1 pseudogene is annotated in these 275 nt (G+C 55.3%); it reads left to right on the forward strand.

The features are described 5' to 3' along the window. Window positions 1–275: pseudogene (locus tag RTW80_RS29170) on the forward strand (HlyD family efflux transporter periplasmic adaptor subunit); the annotation flags it as partial.

A 275-nucleotide genomic window follows, 5' to 3' on the forward strand; every position in this document is an offset into this window, starting at 1 on the left:
GCGTCAGGGGCTTCTGCAACTGCACACCGCGATGGAGGCTGCTAAAGACGACCTTGACCATCTCATCGTTCAGGGTGAAAGCCGGAAGGCTGAAATGGACAGGCAGTTGCAGGTGATCAGGCAACAGCAGGACGAACTGGCAGGTAAGTAAAATTTCACGCTGACTTCACCGGTATCCGGAACCGTTGCTGCCGTGCTGGTCAGACAGGGACAGTCTGTCAGGGCATCTGAACCTGTCATGACCCTCATTCCCGACAATGCCCGTTTGCAGATAG

The organism is Escherichia sp. AM3 (assembly GCF_032029835.1).
GTDB lineage: Bacteria > Pseudomonadota > Gammaproteobacteria > Enterobacterales > Enterobacteriaceae > Escherichia > Escherichia coli.